Genomic DNA, 3,533 nt, shown 5'->3' with positions numbered 1-3,533 from the left:
CGTGATGTCATAGGCATGGGCCTTCCCGCCTCGCCGGGCGCCGCCACCGGCGAGATCGTTTTTTCGTCCAGCGATGCCGAGGATGCCAAGTTGCAAGGCCGCAAGGCGATCCTTGTGCGCATCGAGACCAGCCCAGAGGATATCCACGGCATGCATGCCGCCGAAGGCATCCTCACCACGCGCGGCGGCATGACCAGCCATGCTGCGGTAGTGGCGCGCGGCATGGGCAAGCCCTGCGTGTCGGGCGCCGGCTCACTGCGCGTCGACTACAAGGCCGGCACGCTGATCTCGATGGGCCAGACCTTCCGCAAGGGCGACATCATCACCATCGATGGCGGCAATGGCCAGGTGCTGAAGGGCGCCGTCGCCATGCTGCAGCCCGAACTGTCGGGCGATTTCGCCGCCATCATGGAATGGGCGGACGCCGCGCGCCGCATGAAGGTGCGCACCAACGCCGAAACGCCGCTCGACGCGCGCATGGCGCGCTCCTTCGGCGCCGAAGGCATCGGGCTTTGCCGCACCGAGCACATGTTCTTCGAGGGCGACCGCATCGTCGCCATGCGCGAGATGATCCTGGCCGATACCGAGAAGGACCGGCGCTCGGCACTCGACAAGCTCCTGCCGATGCAGCGCTCGGATTTCCTCGAACTGTTCGAGATCATGGCCGGCCTGCCGGTGACGATCCGTCTGCTCGACCCGCCGCTGCACGAGTTCCTGCCCAAGACCGAGGCCGAGCTCGCCGAGGTCGCGGCGGCCATGAACGTTTCGGCCGACAAACTCAGGCAGCGCACCGAGGCGCTGCACGAATTCAACCCGATGCTCGGCCATCGCGGCTGCCGGCTCGCCGTCTCCTATCCGGAGATCGCCGAAATGCAGGCGCGTGCCATTTTCGAGGCGGCGGTCGAGGCCGGCCGCAAGGCCGGCGCGCTGGTGGTGCCGGAAATCATGGTGCCGCTGGTTGGCCTGGTGAAGGAGCTGGAATACGTCAAGGCGCGCATCGATGCGGTCGCGCAAAGCGTCATGCAGGAGACCGGCACCAAGATCGAATACCTGACGGGCACGATGATCGAGCTGCCGCGCGCGGCGATCCGCGCCCATGTCATCGCCGAGGCGGCCGAATTCTTCTCCTTCGGCACCAACGACTTGACCCAGACCACTTTCGGCATCTCGCGCGACGATGCGGCCTCTTTCCTTGAAACCTATCGGCAGAAAGGTATCATCGAGCAGGATCCTTTCGTTTCGCTGGACGTTGAAGGCGTCGGAGAACTGGTGCGGATCGCTGCGAAGAAGGGCAGGCAGACACGGTCGGACATCAAGCTCGGCATCTGCGGCGAGCATGGCGGCGATCCGGCCTCGATCCGTTTTTGCGAAGAGGTAGGCCTCGACTATGTGTCATGCTCTCCCTACCGCGTGCCGATCGCCAGGCTGGCTGCAGCGCAAGCTGCCGTGCAGATCGCGAAGTCCGCACCGCGTGGCTGAGAGCCCGCCGCGAGCTTACGCTTTTGTAAGCAAAGTCACGCGAACGTGCGCGTGACGGCCCCCAATCTCGACACTGTTTCCACCCAGTTTCGCGGTCTCGAACCCGCTGGTGTAGAGAAACAGATGTTGCAGATTTCCCCCGCCACATTCCAGTCCATCCTGATCCTGCAGACCAAGTTCATCGGCGATATCGTGCTTGCCTCGACATTGTCGAAGAACCTGCAGCTCCAATATCCAGGCGCCAGGATCGTCTTCCTGTGCGAAGCCCGGTTCGCCGGTTTCCTCACCGCGCACGGTATCGCTTCGGAGGCCGTGACTTTCCGTCGCTCCCATATGCGCGGCACGCCCCTGCAGCGCGGGCGGGAACTCGTTCAGACGGTGCGAAAACTGCGTCGCTATCGCTTCGACATGACCATCGATCTCGCCGATTCGAAGACTTCGCGGATCGTTTCGCGGCTGGTCAATGCAAGGACCCGCGTAGGATATCATCCGACCGAAAAGCCGTTACGCTGGCTTGAGCGCCAACCCGCCAATGTCAGGGCAAAGCCGTTCGGCTATGGCGAACGACACTTTCTTTATCGCTACCTTTCGCCATTGGAGGCGCTCGGCGTGGATCTGCGCGTGCGCGTCCCCGCCATCCGGCCACTGCCATTTGAGACGACACGAGCGGTGACGTTGCTGGACAAGTTCCACCTTCGGCAGAACGCCTTCGTGGCCGTTCATGCCGGAGCCAGCTTTCCCGGCCGCCGCTGGCAGCCCGAGCGCTTTGCCGCCGCGATCGACCGGATAGCGGCCGAGACCGGCCTGAACGTCGTCCTGGTCGGCGGTCCCGACGAGAACGAGGCGACGGACAAGATCATGGCAGTCGCGAAAACGCCGGTCGTCAATCTGGTCGGCGCGCTCTCGCTCGAAGCGCTGCTGGCGCTGCTCAAGGAGGCCCGGCTGTTCGTCGGCAATGAGAGCGGCCCGATGCATATGGCGGCGGCGGCCGGCACTCCGGTGGTCGGCCTGTTCGGGCTGACCAATCCCGTCCGGTGGGGACCGGTCGGCGTGCCCAGCATCTCGTTGCGGCCGTCCATGCCTTGTGACTGCGTCGGCGGCGACTTGTGCCGCCGCACCGATCCGAGCAAGGCGTGTTGCGTCTGGCGCCTGGAGGTGGAACCCGTCGTCGAAGCAGTGCGGGAACTTCTGTCGCGGACCGAAGCGGCCCCTGGAGCACCCGGTCCAGCACATGATCCTTTCCAAAAATCGGAATCGATCTTGCGTCGCTGACATCCGGCTCGAAAAGGATCATGCGCAAGATCAAGGTGCTGCAGCGCCCTTTGTGCGTCCGAGAGGGCGCGCGGCCTGCAGTTCATGCCGCATCGCGGTTTTGGGGATAACGACAAGCATGAAACCAAATGGTCCACGCAAATTGTCGCGTCGTTCCTTTTCAGACGCGAGCCGTCCCGATTTTCGCCTAGATGCGGGTCTTGTTGGCGCCATCTTGCAGTGAACGGCTCAAAGGGCCGGGGCTTGGAAAGAATGACGGATCTGCTTCAGAGATATCTTTGCGCGATCGCACTGTCGGTCGCGGTCGTGTCGGCAGGCAATGCCGCGACGCTGGTCGAGCCCACCCTGCATGTGAAGCCGCAGGGCGGTGGCGGGCGGGTCGCGCTCACGCTCGATGCCTGCGGCGGGAAGACCGATACGCGCATTCTTTCGGCGCTTGTGGAGAACAAGATCCCGGCGACCATTTTCGTCACCGGCATCTGGCTGAAGCGCAACGGTGCGGCCGTCGAGATCATGCGGGCGCATCCGGACCTGTTCGAACTGGAAAATCACGGGGGCCGTCACATTCCTGCGGTCGACACGCCGCGCAAGGTCTACGGCATCAGCAGCGCCGGCAGTCCCGATGCCGTTCAGGCGGAGGTCGAGTCCGGCGCTGCAGCCCTTGGCAGCGCCGGCGGCCCGGCGCCGAAATGGTTTCGCGGCGCCACCGCTGAATATAGTCCGTCGGCAATCGCGATGATCCGCAAGCTGGGCTTCAAGATCGCAGGCTTCTCCATCAATGG

The 3,533-nt window shown here is 64.0% G+C and carries 3 protein-coding genes; all 3 read left to right on the top strand.

Annotated features, from left to right (window positions below):
- Nucleotides 1–1,479: putative PEP-binding protein (locus tag EOA29_RS29275; RefSeq protein ID WP_127221966.1), on the top strand; the 1,479-nt coding region annotated here is incomplete at its 5' end.
- Nucleotides 1,480–1,602: 123 nt separating this feature from the next.
- On the top strand, nt 1,603–2,751 hold the full coding sequence (locus tag EOA29_RS29270) for a glycosyltransferase family 9 protein (protein WP_127221965.1): 1,149 nt from the start codon (nt 1,603–1,605) through the stop codon (nt 2,749–2,751).
- A 252-nt stretch (nt 2,752–3,003) separates the two neighbouring features.
- Nucleotides 3,004–3,533: polysaccharide deacetylase family protein (locus tag EOA29_RS29265; protein ID WP_127221964.1), on the top strand; the 530-nt coding region annotated here is incomplete at its 3' end.

Origin of the sequence: Mesorhizobium sp. M1E.F.Ca.ET.063.01.1.1, assembly GCF_003998155.1 — a bacterium.
Taxonomy (GTDB): Bacteria; Pseudomonadota; Alphaproteobacteria; order Rhizobiales; family Rhizobiaceae; genus Mesorhizobium.
The sequence above is the reverse complement of the archived record's forward strand: the minus strand, read 5'-3'. Positions and strand labels throughout refer to the sequence as shown.